This is a genomic window from Desulfopila sp. IMCC35008 (assembly GCF_010646885.2).
In the GTDB taxonomy this organism is placed as follows: Bacteria; Desulfobacterota; Desulfobulbia; order Desulfobulbales; family Desulfocapsaceae; genus Desulfopila.
On sequence record NZ_CP050700.1, the window covers coordinates 3,487,236 to 3,506,909 of the forward strand.

The 19,674-nt window shown below is 44.3% G+C and carries 14 protein-coding genes; 10 read left to right on the forward strand and 4 right to left on the reverse strand.

Features of this window, described 5'->3' with window-relative positions:
- Positions 1-186 precede the first annotated feature (186 nt).
- Together GA520_RS15250 and GA520_RS15255 are read right to left on the reverse strand one after the other, a co-directional pair.
- Entirely contained in the window at positions 187-1,113 is a 927-nt protein-coding gene (locus tag GA520_RS15250; RefSeq protein WP_163340417.1) for a YgcG family protein, read from the reverse strand.
- A 470-nt stretch (positions 1,114-1,583) separates the two neighbouring features.
- Entirely contained in the window at positions 1,584-2,123 is a 540-nt protein-coding gene (locus GA520_RS15255; protein WP_163340418.1) for a DUF1566 domain-containing protein, read from the reverse strand.
- A gap of 425 nt (positions 2,124-2,548) precedes the next feature.
- Here GA520_RS15255 and GA520_RS15260 point away from each other — a divergent pair, with 425 nt between their 5' ends.
- The 4 genes from GA520_RS15260 to GA520_RS15275 all read left to right on the forward strand — a co-directional run bounded on the left by GA520_RS15260 (position 2,549) and on the right by GA520_RS15275 (position 7,324).
- A complete protein-coding gene (locus GA520_RS15260; RefSeq protein ID WP_163340419.1) occupies positions 2,549-3,568 on the forward strand; it encodes an AraC family transcriptional regulator in 1,020 nt (339 codons plus the stop codon).
- Between the two features lie 250 nt (positions 3,569-3,818).
- Positions 3,819-4,697: an SAM-dependent methyltransferase gene (locus tag GA520_RS15265; protein WP_163340420.1), complete on the forward strand. Its 879-nt coding sequence runs from the start codon at positions 3,819-3,821 to the stop codon at positions 4,695-4,697.
- A 494-nt stretch (positions 4,698-5,191) separates the two neighbouring features.
- Positions 5,192-6,274 (forward strand): hypothetical protein, encoded by a 1,083-nt coding sequence (locus GA520_RS15270; RefSeq protein ID WP_163340421.1) that lies wholly within the window; start codon positions 5,192-5,194, stop codon positions 6,272-6,274.
- A 231-nt stretch (positions 6,275-6,505) separates the two neighbouring features.
- Complete coding sequence (locus GA520_RS15275; RefSeq protein WP_163340422.1) at positions 6,506-7,324, forward strand: sugar phosphate isomerase/epimerase; 819 nt, start codon at positions 6,506-6,508, stop codon at positions 7,322-7,324.
- Positions 7,325-7,671: 347 nt separating this feature from the next.
- On the opposite strand, the gene GA520_RS15280 is transcribed toward GA520_RS15275, so the two are convergent.
- A complete protein-coding gene (locus GA520_RS15280; protein ID WP_163340423.1) occupies positions 7,672-8,004 on the reverse strand; it encodes a c-type cytochrome in 333 nt (110 codons plus the stop codon).
- A 495-nt stretch (positions 8,005-8,499) separates the two neighbouring features.
- Between GA520_RS15280 and GA520_RS15285 the strand changes: the two genes are divergently transcribed.
- From GA520_RS15285 to GA520_RS15310, 6 genes are all read left to right on the forward strand, one after another.
- Positions 8,500-10,248: a sigma 54-interacting transcriptional regulator gene (locus GA520_RS15285; protein ID WP_163340424.1), complete on the forward strand. Its 1,749-nt coding sequence runs from the start codon at positions 8,500-8,502 to the stop codon at positions 10,246-10,248.
- A gap of 345 nt (positions 10,249-10,593) precedes the next feature.
- On the forward strand, positions 10,594-10,797 hold the full coding sequence (locus GA520_RS15290) for a hypothetical protein (protein ID WP_163340425.1): 204 nt from the start codon (positions 10,594-10,596) through the stop codon (positions 10,795-10,797).
- A 314-nt stretch (positions 10,798-11,111) separates the two neighbouring features.
- A complete protein-coding gene (locus GA520_RS15295; protein WP_163340426.1) occupies positions 11,112-14,891 on the forward strand; it encodes a transporter substrate-binding domain-containing protein in 3,780 nt (1,259 codons plus the stop codon).
- Positions 14,892-15,291: 400 nt separating this feature from the next.
- Positions 15,292-15,855 (forward strand): CBS domain-containing protein, encoded by a 564-nt coding sequence (locus GA520_RS15300; protein WP_163340427.1) that lies wholly within the window; start codon positions 15,292-15,294, stop codon positions 15,853-15,855.
- 84 nt (positions 15,856-15,939) lie between these two features.
- Positions 15,940-17,361, forward strand: coding sequence for a transferase (locus GA520_RS15305; protein WP_163340428.1), 1,422 nt, complete (start codon positions 15,940-15,942; stop codon positions 17,359-17,361).
- Between the two features lie 222 nt (positions 17,362-17,583).
- The gene (locus tag GA520_RS15310; RefSeq protein WP_163340429.1) at positions 17,584-17,838 is read left to right on the forward strand and encodes a hypothetical protein; all 255 of its coding nucleotides are present in this window, start codon (positions 17,584-17,586) and stop codon (positions 17,836-17,838) included.
- A gap of 12 nt (positions 17,839-17,850) precedes the next feature.
- Here GA520_RS15310 and GA520_RS15315 read toward each other — a convergent pair whose 3' ends face one another.
- Positions 17,851-19,464, reverse strand: coding sequence for a SulP family inorganic anion transporter (locus GA520_RS15315; RefSeq protein WP_163340430.1), 1,614 nt, complete (start codon positions 19,462-19,464; stop codon positions 17,851-17,853).
- Positions 19,465-19,674: the final 210 nt, after the last annotated feature.

A 19,674-nucleotide genomic window follows, 5' to 3' on the forward strand; every position in this document is an offset into this window, starting at 1 on the left:
ATGAAATGTCCCCCTCTGCAGCAATCTTGTTCGTAGTGGACTCATGGGTTCCGACGAAAATATCGGGTCGTAAAGATAGCCGATAGATCAAAGGCGCCTGGGAGCCTGCTGGTTACTATGGTGATCGCTTCGGCTCATCAAAAGATCATCAACAGATGGTTATGAGAATAATAATGACTCGGCGTACTACCAGTCTCCCGACGAGCCACCGCCACCAAAACCGCCGCCACCACCGCTGAATCCACCGCCTGAGGAGGATGAAGAACCGCCCCCCTCTCCGCCATCGCCTCCACCGTGTGAAGAAAACACTTTTTTGGCGGGTGATAGAAAGCCGACCAGTGCTCCGAGCAAAAAACCGGCAATGGCGAGCAACCCAAGAAAACCTGTACCGCCGTTACCGGTAAAGATGATACCAAGGATCGGAACGATCAAGACACCTGCGAAAGCGGCTATGGTGATATGGCCTCCCAGGATCTTTGTGCTGATAAAGATGACGATGATAATCGTCAGGAAAACTATGAATTCCTTAAAGCTGAGACCTGTACCACCGGATGCTGTCTGAGAGTCGGCAACGATGATGCCGCTTTCGGCAGTGCCATCTCCGGTGAATTCGCCTTGAGTTGCCCTGATCATGGCCTGAACACCGTCTTGAACGCCTTTGTCAAATTGCCCTTGTTTAAAAGCCGGGCTTATAATGGTATCAACAATTCTTCCAGCCAGAAGATCTGTCAGACTTCCTTCAAGGCCGTACCCCACTTCGATGCGAATTTTTCTGTCGTTTTTGCTGATGATCAGCAGGGCACCATTATCATACCCCTTACGGCCGATTTTCCAATCATCGGCGACGCGTATGGAAAAGTCTTCTAACGAGTCACCCTGGAGTGAGGTGATGGTGAGAACGGCAATCTGCGTGGAGTCAGAACGTTCATAAGTCTCGAGCTGATTCTCAAGTGACTGGATGGTGTCTTTTGAAAACATCGCGGCATAGTCGTTAACCCGCGATTTGAGCGGTGGAACATCGGCTGCAGACAGTGTCAATGGTGTTCCGAAAAAAAGAACAGCTGTCAGGAGGAGGAGAAACGAAAAAACAGGATATCGGAAAGTCTTCCTCATTATGTAACTGATAGTGAAGAGATAAGAAGTTGCTTTAGTTGTGGAGGATAACTTTTCTCATTTTTACCCCCTGTATTTATCTGCACAATCCTATCCTAAGAACCCCGTTTTCGCCACCAATTAATCATGTCCATGGTTCAGGCCACCCTCCCCTTCAAACAGCCTGATTCTTACGACCAAAATGGCAATATTTCTGTCCAATAGTGGCTTGCGGGAGGCTCTTGTCAGCTACACCTCCTCCTGAAAACTTTAATCTATCCGAAGTTTCTGCAGGTTAATAGTACCTGTATACGGATATTGAATGATGACAAGTCAAAATATGTGAGCCCATTAATCTTCGATAGCAGAAAAAGTGTTCTTGAGAGTTACTAGTGTGATCTATCTTTTGGCACCAACCTGGCCAGAGAGATGTCTGCTCTTGAATCGCAATATGCGACAGTGAAGGTGTTAAAGCCGAAGTAAGTGCAATACTATGGGGCAACTCTGATGCATCTTGCAGCTGCTCCCCCTGTAAAGTTGATACGGTCCCCAACTTCACCGCCATATCTTTCTGCGCCAACCGGGGTTTTGACATAGCCGCCGATTGCAACGGCGGCAGTACATCCGCTAAAGGTTCTCCAATATCGCAAATCAAAAATCGTATCGTCGTGAACACCCTTGAAGAAGTTTTGCAATTCGGCAAAGGCCGGGAGTTGCCAATCATCGTACCCGTCGAGAACAAATTCGTTACAATATAGAATACCCTCCGCTTCAGTCTTAAATCTTGGAGAACTATCTTGCCACATGATACCCGTTGTTAATTCCGTGACAATATTCCCACTAGTACTACGTGAAAAATAAACATCTGGAGAAGGGTTCATCCCAGTGAGAACTTGAAGTGTGTGGATGGTTTCCATCAGCCGAGGTTCTTTCACGGAGATAACCGCATCTGCCAGAGTAGTAATACCATCTGTGTCGGAGTCATAGGCTGATATATTGACTGGCGTACTCAACAATATGGTTAGTATCAATATAATATGTTTTTTTTCAATTTCATAGTGAGGCAGAATTCCTTCTTAGGATAAGAGTTGGAGATAATTGATACCCGCGCCAAAACAGTTGAGATTACAAAAAAAAATGTATCTTATTAATAGTCCCATCCTTATCATCTAATCATTTTATAAAGCAACATGTTTTGGTTTCCCACTCGTATGCTTTGAAAACAGGGCAAAAAAACTCTTGAGATGATTAAACACTTCGAGGTCATTTTACGCCTGTCGCCAAGGACCTACTTCCCCGAAACTTTTATTCTGGAATGCACGATGGGACAACAGTGAGTGTAGAGATCAAACTCGGCGTACTTACCCAGTTATTAGAAGTTGTGATATAGTGATTGATAGTACAAGAAGTCATAATCACCCCGAAAGCATTCATAATTCACCAAGGTGTTTTGGTCATGTTGAACAACGTAATTACAACCAAGACCTCAGAGGAGTTTATCTGGGCAACTGTCGCCGGATCCGCCCCTTTAAAAGAGGAAAAATCCTTTGAATTCCTGGCAGAATATTTTCACGGAAGACAGAATAACAAAAACTGGATATGTAAATTGAAACCAGGTCTCATTCTCTCTCTTATGGATGTAACCACTCGTAGTGAAATCAAGAACATGATTTCGGCAAAAGAAGAATTCATCAAATTTGTTTTTTTTCTATCGGGTAGCGGAACGGTTGATTATCATTTTATTGATACCAGATTCAGAAGGGATTTTTCAGATGGAATGGTCCAGCATAGTTACACCAGTTTCTCGCCCGAAATTGATGGCGCAGTTTTCGTAAATGCAGGCCACCGCCTTCATCAACTAAGTATACATATAAGTCCATCTGTTCTATTAAACTACTTCAACGGGCAATTTGATATAGGGCCTTTCGCTTTCAGAGATATCCTTGCCGGATCTGACCAGATAAGCTTTTTTCATACTGCCAGGATGTCCAGGACAATGAAGACGGTCATTTGTCAGATCTTCAATTGCAATTATTCAGGGACGATGAGGCAATTCTACCTGGAAAGCAAAACGATGGAGTTGATCACCTATAAGATCGATCAGATGATACAACCTAAAACGGGCACAAAAAAACCGCCGAGGTTATCAAAAGATGACAGTGTGCGTATTATGAAAGCTGCTGAAATTTTAAATAATAACCTTGAAAATCCACCAAGCCTATCTGAACTTTCAAGGAATGTTGGGACTTCGCATACGAGGCTGAATCTGGATTTCAAGAGAATATACGGCACAACGGCTTTTGGCTACCTCAGACAGAGCCGTCTCGAAAAAGCCAAAAAACTTCTTGAAAGAGATGGATCAAATGTAAGCCAAACCGCATATGAAGTCGGTTACAACAGTCTTCCTTCGTTCTCAAAAGCCTTTTCCGACTATTTTGGTATTTCTCCTAAAACTTACATGAAAAAATTTGATTAAATTAACTGGTTCCCAGGAGTTTGTCTTAGAATTACCATCTTTGCTCACACCAAGCCATTGGCGGGAAATTTATGCTCGCAATATCAATTCTCGGACGCCTCCTATGCAACCAAGATCGCCAGCAAAAAATAATATCAGAGCTATTCGTTCATTTCAGATAATTCTTTATTCATCTCGAATAATACTTCCTTAATTTAATATGATACATTCTATCCAACCCTGAATAACTCTTTTCAATTGGAGGATTATCATGGAAAATCAAACAGCAAGTAGGTCAGCAGCAATCATCGCGGCACATCGAGCCTTTGATTCATCTAAAAACATCGGAGAAAGAATATGCTATGATCCTTTCGCCAGACATTTTCTTCCTCCCGGGTTCACCGTTATAGGGAAAACCGAGATGCCTGAAGAGACAGCACTGGAAGTATTTAAAAATATCGTACCAGGATTTCATGAGTATTTCCTGGCACGAACCAGGTATATTGATGAGTATTTGCAGGAATCAATAAAAAGTGGCCTCCAACAGTTGGTGATCCTGGGAGCTGGATATGATTCAAGAGCTTATCGGTTTGATGAGCTGAAAAGTTCCGTAAAAATATTTGAGGTTGATCATCCTGCTACTCAGAAAGTAAAGAAAAATAAATTATTTAAGATATTTCAGGCACTACCTGATCATGTGACATACGTTCCGGTTGATTTTAAAAAAGATAATCTTCAGTCTTGTTTGCCCAATAATGGATATGACAACAGCCTAAAAACAGTATTCATTTGGGAAGGTGTCACCATGTATATTGATCAGGCAACAGTAAATGAAACGCTGTTGTTTGTATCAAAGAACAAGGGCCAAGGAAGTTCTATTATATTTGATCACACATATCGTGAAGTAGTTGATGGAACACATGAAAGTAAAGAGGCGAAAGGGTGGCTGAAAATTGCGGAAAAATCGAATGAGCCTCTTCTTTTCGGGCTCCATAACGACACTATTGAACGGTTTCTTCTCTCGAGTGGCTTTTGCAATATTGTAAGGATAACAAGTGAATTTTTTAACGATAACTACTACGTCGGAATTAATAGAGACAGGAGGGCAACAGCGATCCTTTCAATTGCACATGCTGAAATTGCGTCTTAATATCAGCCGAATGTGTGATCGTGTGTTTGTATCAAAATTGAGCTATGGGCTTAAGATTGGCAAGAAGAATCTCCTTGAAAGAGACCCTGAACTCATGTGGATATTTTGGCCTTTCTTCCAGAATAGTCCCCTATTCAGCAAGCTCTTTTTGCCAACCGGGCCCATTTCCACCATCACAGGGACAACTTCGTGCTGGAAACCCGGCAGCGTAATTTTGCGGACGTTGACATCTTAACACGGGAATGGCAGACCCTGATGACCATTCTTTTGAGTGGTACCCCTTATCCGGAAAAAGTAATTGCAATAGTCAGTCACTCAAGTTATTTTCATCCTACAAAGAAGTGCAACACACTGTAAATATGTTATTTTTAGAGACACAGAGAGTCATGCAAACCAGTTGAATAGTCTGGACGGAAACGGTACAAACAATGCTCGGGTCCCCCACCCATAGATGTATTCTATTTTTCTGTCTTATCATTTCGGCTACTGATTTGATGCAAAGCTACGCACATGAACTGCCGGACCATTGGCAACAGGGCCTTGAAGCGGGAGTGAACTGGGGACTTGCCGCCAGCTATCCTAATGATATCGGAATAACTGCAAACGCACATGTATTAGCAGTTGAAGATTTTGAAACTGGCACTGTGACCATAGAGACTGAAGAAGACCGATACCTTCTCAACACCAATGTTGTTTCAACACACGCTTATACCGGAAAACATAGTGGGGAGCACCGCTGGGCGCAGGGGTACAACGGTCCGACAACACGTTACCAGATACCGGAAGAGGCACATCAGGGAGAGAGGCCGACCTATTTTGTGCGGATGTGCTTTATGTTCGATGACAGTTTTCGGCCCCAGGACGGTCAATCGGGTGTTGGGGTAAAAGGGTTTGGCGTATTCAGTGACCCGACAAACTCCAGCAGTACCAATACTCCTTGCGATGGCACCAACTGGTATAATGCTCAGGCCCAGTTTGTTGGCTGGGGGCTGAGCAGCAAGCCCCAGGCAAACGACGGATACCTCTGGGTTGGCCACCTTTACAGCTACAACCCTTCACCTGAAACAGCAGTGCCGTCCCTAGGAACCATCCGGATAAGCGACCCGCCAGTGGGCAATGTACCGTACCGATTCTCTTCCTACGCAGACCCTTTTTCCTACATCGATTTTGGCGGCTGGCACTGCTATGAAGTGGGACTATATCTCAACACACCGGGAGAGGATGATGGTGAAGCGCGATTCTGGATTGACGGAGTACTACAATCAAGGGTCACCAATATGCGATACCGGGATATTGAAGGACTCTACCCGACAGACATGCATTTGAATCTGCATCGGACAACAGATAATTATCCACAAACCATGATTCGATGGACGGACAACATCGTTCTCGCAACCCGGTATATTGGTCCTGTTCGTCGGGTAGAACCGAATTTGGAACGTGCAGTCTCCGCCTTACAGGTGCTGACAGGAAAAGAAAAAGAGGGAGATGAACTGCATAGTGATATTAATGGTGATGGAAAAATCAGCATTGATGACTCCATTATCATGTTGCGAATAGCCGCCGCCTCCCGGTAAAGCAGTATCTTAAGGTAAGCAATGTCAACCGATTGATACTGGGACATATTAATGGAACCTGGTATCAATAGATTGAAAACTTATGATAAGATTTTCAGACATTCCTCCTGAACACAAGGCTCTAATCATCAGTGGTTTTTTCAGAAAGCCAGGCTGAGAAACGCACCTATGATGATGTGCAGGGCCTTGGGTGAAACATACAGTGTTGGACTCAACTAAGGTGAATAAATAATGCAATATGGCGCAATGAACTTTCCTGTATCACCATTATTAGCAGAAATTGAAACCTTTGCTCAAATGGGATTTGACTATCTTGAGCTGACGATGGACCCTCCGATGGCACACTACTCCACTCTATCGAGGGATCTGAGTGTAATCAAAAGGAGCTTACAGGATAACGAACTTGGTTTACTCTGTCATCTGCCTACCTTTGTCCTGACTGCTGATCTCACTGAAACAATACGACACTCATCTGTTGATGAAATGCTTCATTCCCTTAGGGTTGCTGCAAACCTCGGGGCCCGTAAAGTTGTTCTGCACCCAAGTATGGTTTTTGGTATGGGGCCTTTTGTGAAATATACAGTTAAAGACTATTTTTTTGAGTTTCTGGCAAAGATGGTTACTGCTGCACAACACTTGGAAATTGAGATCTGTCTGGAAAACATGATGCCCAGGAATATCTTGGGAGTAGAGCCAGCGGATTTTGAAGAAATATTTGCAAGACATCCGACTCTGAAAATGACATTGGACACAGGACATGCCAATATTGACGCCTCTGCAGGATACCGGTTACTGGAAATGGTGGAACGGTTCGGAGACAGGATAGGACACCTCCATATCAGTGACAATCTTGGAAAGAAGGATCAGCACCTGGCCGTTGGGCAGGGTACGGTTGATTTTTCAACTCTTATTAGCCGACTAGTCGAATTGGGCTATGACGCTACAATAACTCTTGAGATATTTGATCAGGATCGCCGCCTGCTGACTGAGAGTCGAGATAAAATACAACGACTTGTTGAGACAGCTAAACAGTTGCGGAAGACAGGTTAAAAGAGACCACCAAACGACATGTGGATCAACACAACAACAAGGCCCACATACACCATCAAAAAGAGAGGTGCCAGCTCCCTCGTTCACAGATACGAATGTATTGCGGGTTTATGATTTATGTGAATGGAGATTCTTTTTCGACTGCCATGCGATCACATTTTGACACGAAATTCTTATGAACATAACGTAGATTTGCTTATAATCCACCTTCGACACTGCCTTCAATATTTTGGTGTATGACTCCAAATCGTGCACTATTTTCATAAGAAAGCCGTAGTAGCATCAGAGTGGTGACCAAGTAGCTCAACATCATGCGAAGGGTGAGCTTGGATCTTTGGATGATTCATTTATTGATTTCTTTTCAACCAGGCATAGATATCAAGTGCGTCTTGTTTGGAAATTTCAGATTCTGAATAGGTGGGTTTCGATACGGAGTCCGGTTTTCTAAGGTTTTTCAGAAAGGAACCGAATCCCAACTCCAAACCTGCAACATCTGGAGCTAACCCGTTTCGACCTTTCTCCCCATGGCACGATGAACAATTGTTCATGTTATACCATCTCTGACCATTTTCAGGATTTCCCGTTGGGATGCTATATGCAACCTGGGTAAGTATTATGACAACAGAAGAGATAATGATAGCGAGTGTAACAATACGTTTTCTATAAGATATAAATTCCATTTCATTCCCTCCTTTATAAATTTGGTGCCTGCAACAGGAGCACCATTTCAAATGATAATGCCATGGACAACTATCCAACAGCAAAAGTCGTTCCCGACAACAAATCATCTCAAAAAGCATATAATATTATACAATTACCCCGACCCATTATTGGAAGATTGAACGTGGAAAGTGTTTAAGCTAGTGACAGCTAGACACATCTGTTTAAACAGATGTGTTAGGAGCTACTTTTTGAATTATCTGGGTCTAGAAATATTCGACGCCAGGACAACCGGAATTCTCCAGACCACGATTATGATGACCATTTTTCATGTAGTCTTTTGATTTAACTCCTATATTTCTCATATATCACTAAAGTGTGTCTACACCGCAGTGCTCGTAAATAGTATTGAACACAAATTCTCTAATACATTTCATTTTCAAATCTGATAGAATAACTTGTAGTTAGCCAACGCTATAATATGAGGCTTATCAGACTCCGGGAGAAGAGAAGATATGACTCAGTCCGTGAGCAGGAAAAACAACATTCTGATTGTTGATGACACACCTGAGAACCTATCCGTATTGCGCCAGCTGTTGACAGAAAGAGGTTATCTCGTGAGGCCGGCCTTGAGCGGGGAAATTGCCCTCAAAGCTGTTAAAACACAGATTCCCGATCTCATCCTGCTGGATATCATGATGCCAGACATGGATGGCTATGAGGTTTGCAGCATATTAAAATTAGATAAAGCTACAGCACATATCCCGATAATCTTTATCAGCGCACTCACAGAGGTCGGGGAGATTCTCAAGGCCTTTCAGGCAGGCGGGGTTGATTATATTACGAAACCTTTTCGAACAGAGGAAGTTCTTGCTCGAGTCAAAACCCATTTACAATTACAAACCGCCATATCTGAAAAAGAAGCAGCACATATGATGCTGCAGACTATACTCGACAGTATAGACAACGCCATTATTACAGTTGATAGCCAGCTACAAATCATCAATGCCAACAAGCCACTACATTCCATATGCGGCAACATTCCAGGGGATAAAAGAACTTTTCAGCAGAGGCTGCAAGAAGGCCGTGGTCCTTGTGCCGAAGTTCTTCAACAAGCTGTAACGAAACAACAAAAGGTTAAGGAATATCGGGTTGAATGCAATTGTGGACACCAAAACGGCAAAACCCTTGTTTTAAACGCCGCACCTCTCGCAAAAGAATGTAGCGAAACGAGGGGAGCTGTATTGGTTATAAGAGATATCTCTCGACTCGCACAACTCGAGAAAGAGTTGCTGGAGCAACACAGTTATTACGATATAATCGGCAAAACCGATGGTATGCAGAAGATTTATACGCTCCTTAAACAGACTGCCGATCTGGATATCAACGTCCTTATCACTGGCGAAAGCGGAACGGGAAAGGAGTTGATTGCTGATGCGATACACTTTGCAAGCAACAGGTCAAATAAACCGTTCATCAAAGTCAACTGTGCTGCCCTATCAGAAAGTCTTTTGGAGAGTGAGCTCTTTGGGCATGTAAGCGGTGCGTATACCGGAGCGGTTAAAGACAGAGTAGGTCGCTGTCAAGCAGCTGAAGGGGGAACACTTTTTCTCGATGAAATTGGTGATATTTCGCCAAACTTCCAGGCCAAACTGCTTCGCTTTCTTGAACAGAAAGAGTTTGAACGAATAGGAGATTCAAAAACCCTGAAAGCCGATGTACGGGTAGTTGCCGCCACAAACCAGAATCTACAGGAAAAGGTCAAAACAAGAGAATTCAGGGAGGATTTGTTTTATCGCTTAAAAAGTATCTTGATACGATTGCCCGCCTTACGCGAAAGAAATGATGACATCCCATTACTGGTCAATCATTTCCTGGATACTTCCAGAAGATCATTGAAAAAGAATATACAGGGCTTAAATGACGATGTGACCAGGCTTTTTCAAAACTACCAATGGCCTGGAAATATAAGAGAATTGAAAAGTACCATTCATTATGCCTGCGCTCTTTGCACGAGCGACGTTATCGAAAAAGAACATCTGCCACCTGAATTTCTTTCAGCAGTATCAGAGGGTTGTTATGACCTGGATGTTCCCAGCCCAACTGATCCATCATCGGGAAAAACGACTTCTGAAAAGGATACTATCATAAGTACACTCCATAAAACCGATTGGAATAAGGCCAAGACGGCCCGTCTTCTGGGAATGAGCAGGGCAACCCTATACTCTAAACTGTTAAAATATGGCATAGGGGATACAACATGAGGCAACTACTCATGGTGTATCGCTTCGCTCAACACGACAAAGAGTGATGGTGCGCCGGACTTGAACACTTCTGCCTAAACACATCTGTATAGGCACTCTTTTTTCATACACCTCCAACGACCTCACATTCTGCCTACCTCCCTCTACATCAGACCAGAATCATAGCAGTTTTACGAAAAAATTCTATTCAGGCATGACACTTGTATTGATACAGGCAAAATCCACAAAATGAACAACTACCCATATGGGTAGGTAAGATGCACTACATCATCTAACCCGAAATTCAGTCGTAATCGGCACGTTTAAAACGACTGGTCAACAGGTAACAAAATGGAGGCTTCAGCTATGTTTATTTCAGAAATGATCGTTGGTGTATGGTTTGTTCCCGTTATTCTTCTTCTCATCATTCCCTTGTGTACTCTTTGTCTCTGGGCCATTTACAGACTCGTGGCAACTATTGCAGGTCAAGCCGCACAGGCTTACAGACCTGCCAGGAAATCTCAAAAAGAGTCGCCGGCCTCAGAACTATACACCAGACACGCCATTTAAGACGACACGATGCTGCATGAATTCAATTCCCACAATACCAGGCAGGGCCAGATATTCTGGCTCTGCTTTGTAGTATACAAGCACCCCAGCTAAAGTGTTTTCTTCTTCGAGTCAGATTTATTCCTCCAACCACGTTTTCCGGCCCAGATATAATATACCCTTCTGGCTTGAAAATAACCATTTGTTGCACCAGTCCTGTTTTGCTAAAATTCACAGGTAAGCACAACCAACCCACTTCATCAATGAAGATGAGAATGCTTACTGATAAGTACTGATGATGAGAGTTGCCCCCAAACCTCAACGGATCATCAAATATGACACACCTCATCCTGGAGTCATTCAAAAAACTGCCTTTGCTACTAACAACAATCCTGTTTGTCAGTGTCTTGCTAGTTCGTCCATCTGCAGCATCAACAAAGGTAAGAGTCGGCGTTTATCAGGATTTTCCGCTGGTTTTTCACGATGATGATGGAGCTGCGCACGGGGTCTATGTAGATATTCTCAAACATGTTGCAGCACAGGAAAATTGGACGATTGAGTATGTCCCCTGTAAATGGGCTGACTGTTTGAGCTTACTTGAAAATGGCAAAATAGATCTATTAACTGCCATTGCATTTTCAAAAGAGCGTACCAAGAAATATGACTTCAACAATGAAACCGTTTTTCCCAACTGGGGTCAGGTATACACACCACACAAAATCAAACTGGATTCAATTGATGGTCTTAACGGTAAAAAAGTCGCCGGTCTGGAAGAGGACATCTATTTCAAATCGCTCAGGGAGGTCACGAAAAATGCAGATCTGGAAGTTTCCTTTACCAGTGTCGGTGAGTACGCAGATGTTTTCCGGCTTATCGAGAAGGAAGAAGTCGATGCAGGCATACTGCCCAGATTGTATGGAGACTTAAACGAGAAGAAATTCAACGTCAAAAAATCAACAATTATCATCCGTCTTTCTGAGCTTCGTTTCGCCGCTCGTAAATCATCATCAAACCAGCCCATTCTAGAAGCAATCGACAAACATCTGCGTCAACTCAAGGCCGATAACGACTCCTTATACTTTCAATCAATTTCCAGATGGCTCGGGCAGCAAGAAAAGAAAGCTGATATTGCAATCGACTTTTCTCAAAAAGAAAAAACATGGCTCGCTGCACACAATCGGATTCTCCTTGGTGTTGATCCTGAATTTGTACCATTTGAATTTATAGACGTCGACGGCAGCTACCGGGGAATGTGTGCTGATTATGTACAGCTTATCAGTGAACGAACCGGCATTACCATGGATATAGCCCCCAATCTGACTTGGAATGAAGCCGTAGAGCAGGCCAAGATTAGAAGAATTGATGTCTTGCCATGTGTTGGCATGACTGAAAAAAGAAAGGAATTTCTTACCTATTCCAGCCCGCACCAGACATTCTATCGGGTACTGGTAACAGAAGAAGGCTCAAGTATCGGCAATAGCCTTGCGGATCTGCATGGTCAGCAGGTGGCTGTGCAGAGAAACAGTTCACACCATGGATTTCTTCAGGACAATACCGATATCCAGCCAATACTATTCGACACGGCCGAGGAGGCCATTCTTTCGGTATCAGAAGGCAAAAATGACGTGTTTATCGGTAACGAAAATATGACCGGATACACGATTAACAGAAAAGGTATCGTCAACCTCAAAATGGCCAGGTTAGCTGAAGCCGAGGGAAAGAACCTTTACTTCGCCGTTCGCAACGATTGGCCAGAACTTGTGTCGATAATAAACAAAGGCCTTGCGTCCATATCTGAAAAAGAGCGAGAAGCGATTAAACAGAAGTGGATTGCGGTAACCGTTGAAAAACGGTTCGATTATACATTGTTTTACCAGATATCTGCCGGGGTAATCTTTTTTGGCTTGGTTATCTGTTTATGGAATGCACAGATCAGGCTACAGCGGAGAAAACTCAGGGTGAGTGAGAGACGCTACCGCTCTCTGGCCGATAATAGTGAGGTCGGAATTCTTCAGATTGCCCCGGATGGCACAACCCGCTACCTCAACCCCGCTATGCTCAAAATGATCGAGGCGGAAGTACCTGAAGAGCCCCTGGGGAAAAACATTATCGATTTCATTGCTCCTCCATTCCAGCATGTCGTCATAAGAGAGAGGGAAAAACGACATCATAATATCTCTTCGACCTACGAAGTTGAGCTTCTCACTTTAAAAGGGCAGCGAAAAAAAGTGATGATTTCAGCGGCTCCTATACTGAACGACAGCGGCAAGTTGGAGAGCGTCATAAGTTCAATTGTCGATATCTCCGATCTTAAGCGAGTGGAGAGTGCTCTCCGTGAATCAGAGGCGGAGCTGCGCGCTCTGTTCAGTGGGATGACCGATGTGGTTATCATGTTGAACGACGAGGGCAAATATCTGAAAATCGCCCCTACGTCACAAGAACTCCTCTATAAACCGATGGCTGACTTGCAAGGTCAGAGTCTACATGACACATTTCCGACAGATCAGGCAAACTTCTTTCTGGATAAAATTCATCAAAGTTTGAAGGCACATAAGCTCATTAAATTTGATTACAGTTTGAACATCCGGGATTCTGAGTTCTGGTTTGACGCACGCATCGTTCCGATGTCTGCCAATACGGTTGTATTCGTTGCCCGTGATATCACCGATCACAAGAATGCAGAAGAAGAGTTACGGAGCGCGAAAAACCAAGCGGAGTCAGCCAATTTGGCAAAAAGTACTTTTCTTGCCAATATGAGTCATGAACTGCGTACACCACTCAATGCTATTCTTGGGTTCTCAGGTTTGATGATGCGTGATTCGAACCTTTCCAACGAACAGCTCAGCAACCTGGAATCAATAGGCCGAAGCGGTGAGCATCTGCTGGACTTAATCAGTGATGTGCTGGAGTTCTCCAAAATTGAAGCCGGGCGCGTTGAACTGCAACCAGAAGACTTTGATCTCTATAGACTGTTGTTTGTGATTGAGGAAATGTTCAGCCTTCGAACCAAAGAGATGGGCCTCACCCTCACTGTCGAAAAAGATGTCACCGTTCCCCAGTTCATCCGTACCGATCAGGGAAAACTCCGTCAGACATTGATCAACATCCTTGGTAATGCGGTTAAGTTTACCAAAAGGGGCAGCATTTCACTCAAGGTCACTACTCAAGACAAGCGGCTCATGTTCACGGTTGAAGACACGGGCGTAGGAATCGACAAGGATGAACTAAGTATGGTTTTTGATGTCTTTGTTCAGTCAACCAGCGGCCAGGAATCTAAACAGGGGAGTGGTCTGGGAATACCAATCAGCCAGAAATTTGTCCAGATCATGGGGGGAGAATTGACGGTTGAGAGTGAATTGGGCAAAGGAACTATTTTTCACTTCGACGTACAATTTGAGGAAATAGATAATGTTGCTACTGCAGGTCCAGGTTCTGAATCAAAGGTTGTTGGATTAAAACCAGAGCAACCGGATTGTCGAATCCTTGTTGTTGAAGACAATGAACCGAGTAGAAAATTACTCGTCACGTTACTCACGAAGGTCGGTTTTCAGGTCCGAGAAGCTGCAGATGGCCAGGAAGCCGTTGAAGTGTGGAAAACATGGCAGCCTCACCTTGTCTGGATGGATTTACGCATGCCAGTGATGGATGGTTATGAAGCAACAAAAGAGATCAAATCACTAATGAAGGATTCTCCGTCTTCTGTTGATACAAAGATAATAGCTTTAACAGCGAGTGCCTTTGCAGAACATAAGGTGCATGCCTTCAAAAGTGGATGCAATGATTTTATACGAAAACCATTCCGGGAGTCTGAGATTTTCAAGATTATGACGCAACATATAGGCATACAATATATTTATGAGGACACTGTGAAGGTGAAACAATCACAGTCTGCTGACAGGCTAACTTCCTCTACGGATCGTAATGCTATAATGGCCAATCTTCCAGCGGGTCTTCTTGAAAGACTGGCCGAGGCTACCAATTCGTGTGATGCAGACAGGATTGATCTGATAATTGAGGAAATTCGACCCCATAGTACTGAACTGGCAGATACACTGACTCGATTCTCAAAACAGTTTGACTACAAAAAGATCATGAACCTGATAGGTGAATCCTGATACGGGTTATCCTCTTTCGTGCCAATCCATCCTCAACGAATTTCAATACAATCATGACGTTTTCCCGTCATCAATGGTTTCGTCTTTTTATTATATCTACCATCACCGTCCCCTGAGACCAGGCGCCCTCAGCACCAGTTTTTTCTGCCACACCATTACTGAAGAAGAAGATGACGTTTATTCATAAAAATACAATAGTGAATTTTTTCTATCACAGCATGGTTGCTTAAACTTGCTAGGCAATCAATTTCATGGTTAAAATGGCACTTATGGATCCGTCAAACGGAACCCGGACAACTTCGATGAATGCATTGGTTGTATTTTCCATAGAACGGAAAACACGACTTTGATTATAAACAGTATGAACAGTACCAAAATATTAACAACGAGGGAGCACTGAATGGAAAAGAAATACGTCAAGGATTTGATGGTACCAATTGACGGATATGCCACAGTCACGATCGGTACATCCTTGCTCGATGCCATGCTGTCATTGAAAGAAGCTCAGGATTCGTACACGGAAAGTAAGTATCAGCACCGGGCAGTCCTGGTCCTCGATGAGCAGCAAAAGGTTGTCGGTAAAATCAGCCAACTGCGGATAATAAAAGCCGTCGAAACTCGATTTGACCTGGACACTGAAGTTGAAAACCTTGAAAATTTTGGCTTCAGCCACGAGTACATCGCCAACAAGCGTGAGCACTACAGACTGCAAGGACCTATCCTTAACCAGGCATCCCTGCGGGCTGCTGCAGAAAAGCGTGTAGAAGACTTTATGAAAAAACCCACTGCCGGTGAATTTGTCTCAGAAGACTGCTCACTTGATGTTGCCATCCACAGGCTGGTGGTGGGAAGTCATCTCTCATTGCTGGTTACCCGCGATGAAGAAATAATTGGAATCTTGCGAATGTCCGATGTTTTTTCAGTTATTTCCAATAAAATGCAGTCAGCTTGTCTTGATTCATAACTGTTTTCAGGCAATCAATGTCACCAGCTGCATTTGAATCAGATTTTCAACAACCCGAACATTCCATCTACCTAAAGGATTGAGATGAACGAGTTACAAAAACTATACGACAGGATCATTCAGCAAGTAAACATCAACCTCCGGGAACTTGATTTTGATGCTGAACCTTACTCTTCGGGCCTCATTCAACCCGAACAGATGAATAAATTTTATGCTTTTTACGGTATAACCACCGATCATCCGCTTAATCTTGTTTTCAAAAATTCAGGTCTGGCTGGCAGCTATTTTCTCGGAAAATGCAGGATCTCTGACTCTTTACTCTATAAAACGGATATCCGTGGCGACGAGTTGAAACGGCAAGGTCACTCCTTTAAGTGCCAGGGCTTTGATATCATCCTCCAGCAGGATGAAATGGTCGACATCAAGAATTCCGCTCTGGTCAAGACCCTTGTCCATAACTTCTCGCACGACCCTGAAACACCTGAAACATTCTTCATTACAGATACGCTCTCCATGGATTATGCCAACATCCACGGAGCACCCACAGCCGGTGCCTTCCTAGGCCCTTTCGCAACCGTTGACCTGACTACTATATACGACTGTGTTATCGGCACCTATTCGTACATTCAGGCCGGTGAAATCAGTCACAAGACTATCGCCCCCGGTACAATATGGGTCAACAGCCCCGGCAATTTCAACTTTTATTACCGTCACGATCCCGACCTGCTCCGCAAATACGCAGCGGTCGTGGCCGGTGACCTACCTCACGGGTTAATTATAGATTTTATTGAACAACATGAAGAGGACTTTCAACGTGTTTTTGACGCAGTCAATCTTGAAGCGATTGATTCCGTACCCAAAACCGCTTCACTCGACAGATACGCGGTAGTGCTGCCCAAAACCCAGATAGCTGACAATGTGCTGGTTTCCCAAAGGGCTTACCTGAGCAACTCATCTCTCGGGAAGGGTTCCAATGCCCAAGAGAACTGCTATATCATCAACTCCACCCTTGAGGGGAACAACGTAACGGCGCACGGTGCAAAAATTATTGAGGCCGATCTTGAAAAGGATGTGTTCGTTGGCTTCAACAGCTTCCTACAGGGAAAATCCGAGGCCAGGCTTCGTGTAGGCAAGGGTTGTGTGGTCATGCCGCATACAATCATTGATAACGAGGAGCCACTGCAAATCCCTGAAGGGCATCTTGTATGGGGTCTTATCCGGAACCAGAACGATCTGGAAGAGAACAGTATTTCTCTTGAAAAATTTGAGAAGCAGACAGGTGGATTCCACCAAGGCCGTTTACATTTTGAAGGAGAAGGCAAACTTTTTATTAAGGCATTTAAAGACCGTATCCACCATATCCTGGACGTAAACGGGGCCTTTTTTGACGGTGAGAAAAACACCGGTCACGCTCAGAGAAACAAGAACCTCTCGCTCAATACAATTCAACCCTTTCAGTTTGGTGAAATGGAAGGCCTCTACCCGAATATTACCATCGAGCTTTAAGCTGAAGTCTTCTCCTGGCTACTGCTCCTCCATTCTTAAATTAATGGGGGAGCGTTCCAGGTTTTACTTGGACACGCCCCTCAATCGTGGTACCTTTTCAAGACCAGAAGGCAAGGTCGAGCGCCTGCATTTCCAGCAAACGGATGCTGACAGACTCGAATAGAGAAGTTGTGGCCTGACTATTCGACCACTCCTGAAAGTGAACAATAAGAAGGAGATGCCATGGCAATTTATGTAGGCATGACTCAGAATTTGATCGCTGCCAGACAATTTCTGCTGGCCCAAAAGAAAGGAATGTACCCTGATGTGGAAATGGGCCCCTTCAAAAGAGAGATTGAGGCACTCAACTACATCAAGTTTATGCAAAACAAGTTTCCCAATGCTATTGAGATAGATCTTCCTGATTTCCAGATAGGAGATGACCTGGCAGGAAAATGGTGGGTTTTCTCATTTGAACACATTGAGGGAGTCCATTAGATCCCTCCTCACTCACCCCTCTTCAAGGTACTCCCAGGCCAGGTGCAGGGCGTCATTGTAATCGGTGTGGATACCGTCCGCGCCGAGCATGTCTCCATATCCCATATCAATCATCTGCTGTCGAATCCCCACATTCTCTTTCACCACCACGATCGGCTTGATATTTTCGAATTTCAGCCTGTCTATCATCTCGCTTAGGGCAAAAAATCCTGATAGATCCATAAATGGCACATCCAGTAAATTGATGATAACGACCTTGGTGCCGATAAGCCTGCTAACCTGTTCCTGCATTTTTGCAGTGGTGCCGAAGAAAAAGGCACCCATAACAGAGAGTGTACGAATTCCGTAGCGCGTCTCCTCTTCGAGGCTCTTCTCCAGATCCCGATGCCACTCCTGATGCGGGACCCCTTTGACGTCGATTTCGGCCTGGCTCGATATTCGATATGTAATCATCAATGATGCCAATGTGATACCCACTCCAACAGCGACAATCAGATCGACAAAGACCGTGATGAGAAAAACGGCAAGCATTACCGTCAGATCCTGTCGAGGAATACGTCTTATCATTCTGAGCAAACGATAATCGAGAATATCAGTACCGACCTTCATCAAAATACCGGCCAGCACCGGCAAAGGAATAAAAGCAGCATAACGCCCGAGGCCTAAAAGAATAGCCAGCAGAAAAAGAGAGTGGGTAATACCGGATACCCTTGTAGTTCCTCCTGCCTTTATATTGACCACCGTCCGCATGGTAGCACCCGCGCCGGGTAAACCACCAATAAAGGAAGCAGCAATATTACCTATACCCTGCCCTACCAGTTCTTTATTTGAATCATGCCGACTCTTGGTCATGGAATCAGCCACAACCGAAGTGAGCAACGAGTCGATCACCCCCAGGACAGCCAGGGCAAGAGCCATGGGAATAACTTTTGGCAGCAGGATTATGGGGAACATCGGTATGGCAAAATCCGGAAGACCGGTAGGGATATCACCGATAGTTGCAACGGGCAAATGAAATACAACAGACAGGATCGTACCCGCTAAAAGTGCTAGCAGTGGAGAAGGAACCGTCCTGCTTATTTTCGGCGGAGTGAAAAATACTACAGCCATCGTAACGACAGCAAGTGCTAGACTAAAAAAATTGGTATGTGCGATTGATGCAGGCAGTTGCAGTACAGCCTCAAGCGGTGAACCAACACTGGCACCACCCAGCAGCGGATGCAATTGCAATAGAATGATGATAACCCCAATACCGCTCATGAAGCCGGAAATTACCGGATAAGGGATGTACCGCACAAAAATTCCAATCCTCAAGTATCCGAAAAGTATCTGAAGCGCGCCGGCTAAAAAGACAACACCGATAACAGCTGCCACATCTTCAGGAAAGGTAACCACTGCAGCGGCAAAAATTACAGACATCGGCCCGGTGGGTCCAGAAACCTGAGTGGGGGTCCCACCTGCCAGCGCAGCAAAAAAACCAGTGGCGATGGCACCGTATAACCCGGCAACAGGCCCGAACCCACTTGCGACCCCAAAGGCAAGAGCCAAGGGAAGTGCGACAATGCCAGCTGTTAAACCACCAAAGAGATCTCCCCTGAAGGTCTTAAGGGAATACGAGGTATCCATGAACCACTCCCACAAGTTGAATTACAAATGTTCCTTGTTAGCAATCACTGAATGTATCATCAGAAAAGGTATGTTTTGCCTGGAATTACATAAGTATTAAATGAAATACTACACCTTGTCAACCAACAAAATTGAACACCTACCATTTCACCACACCAATGTAAGATAAAGGTCGGAATCCTCAACTACAGTGACGAGTATCTTAGCGAG

Excerpts from the sequence above, each read along its gene's own strand:
- GA520_RS15295 (WP_163340426.1), top strand. The coding sequence starts at position 11,112 with ATGACACACCTCATCCTGGAGTCATTCAAAAAACTGCCTTTGCTACTA.
- GA520_RS15290 (WP_163340425.1), top strand. The coding sequence starts at position 10,594 with ATGTTTATTTCAGAAATGATCGTTGGTGTATGGTTTGTTCCCGTTATT.
- GA520_RS15305 (WP_163340428.1), top strand. The coding sequence starts at position 15,940 with ATGAACGAGTTACAAAAACTATACGACAGGATCATTCAGCAAGTAAAC.
- GA520_RS15270 (WP_163340421.1), top strand. The coding sequence starts at position 5,192 with ATGCAAAGCTACGCACATGAACTGCCGGACCATTGGCAACAGGGCCTT.
- GA520_RS15310 (WP_163340429.1), top strand. The coding sequence starts at position 17,584 with ATGGCAATTTATGTAGGCATGACTCAGAATTTGATCGCTGCCAGACAA.
- GA520_RS15285 (WP_163340424.1), top strand. The coding sequence starts at position 8,500 with ATGACTCAGTCCGTGAGCAGGAAAAACAACATTCTGATTGTTGATGAC.
- GA520_RS15315 (WP_163340430.1), bottom strand. The coding sequence starts at position 19,464 with ATGGATACCTCGTATTCCCTTAAGACCTTCAGGGGAGATCTCTTTGGT.
- GA520_RS15260 (WP_163340419.1), top strand. The coding sequence starts at position 2,549 with ATGTTGAACAACGTAATTACAACCAAGACCTCAGAGGAGTTTATCTGG.
- GA520_RS15250 (WP_163340417.1), bottom strand. The coding sequence starts at position 1,113 with ATGAGGAAGACTTTCCGATATCCTGTTTTTTCGTTTCTCCTCCTCCTG.
- GA520_RS15265 (WP_163340420.1), top strand. The coding sequence starts at position 3,819 with ATGGAAAATCAAACAGCAAGTAGGTCAGCAGCAATCATCGCGGCACAT.
- GA520_RS15280 (WP_163340423.1), bottom strand. The coding sequence starts at position 8,004 with ATGGAATTTATATCTTATAGAAAACGTATTGTTACACTCGCTATCATT.
- GA520_RS15300 (WP_163340427.1), top strand. The coding sequence starts at position 15,292 with ATGGAAAAGAAATACGTCAAGGATTTGATGGTACCAATTGACGGATAT.
- GA520_RS15275 (WP_163340422.1), top strand. The coding sequence starts at position 6,506 with ATGCAATATGGCGCAATGAACTTTCCTGTATCACCATTATTAGCAGAA.